We start from the raw sequence: 548 nt of genomic DNA on the forward strand, positions 1-548 counted from the left end.
GTCAGGCGGTGGGCGCGACAAGCCGGAATTGCGATTCAGCACCAATCGCACTACCCGAAGGTCTCGATGATGCATAAGCATCGCGTGATCTACGAGATGCTTATGGCCGGCTCATATAGTGTTGCCGAGATTGCCGCGCAGGCTGGGGTGTGCACAACCACGGTGTATAACCGGCGGGCTAGTTTAACCACTATGAATACCCGCAGTCGGATAACACCTGGTGATGTATCTCGTGTTGGTACTGGTCGGCGGCTAGGGCTGACGGAACGCTTACTTATTGCCGATTGCCTGCGGGCAGGTCATTCGCACCGGCGTATCGCCCAGATAGTCTGTCGTAGTCAATCCACTATCAGTCGTGAAATCGCACGCAACAGCGTCGATGGTATCTACGATGCCTATCACGCTGATCAGGCCAGCCGCGGGCGTCTTGCTCGTCCAAAGCCGCGCAAACTCGATGACAATCGATTTTTGCGCGCCCAGGTTGTCAATCTGCTCAACCGTGGCGCCTCGCCGCGTCAGGCCAGTGGCAGGTTGGCTGCACTGTGGGG

The 548-nt window shown here is 57.5% G+C and carries 1 protein-coding gene; it reads left to right on the forward strand.

Annotation, left to right across the window (positions count from 1 at the left end; genetic code table 11):
* Nucleotides 1–192: 192 nt before the first annotated feature.
* Nucleotides 193–548, forward strand: a 356-nt coding sequence (locus HMPREF2681_RS11275; protein ID WP_246822722.1) for a helix-turn-helix domain-containing protein, incomplete at its 3' end; no start/stop codon positions are given.

The organism is Corynebacterium sp. HMSC064H12 (genome assembly GCF_001809925.1).
GTDB classification, from domain to species: Bacteria; Actinomycetota; Actinomycetes; order Mycobacteriales; family Mycobacteriaceae; genus Corynebacterium; species Corynebacterium jeikeium_D.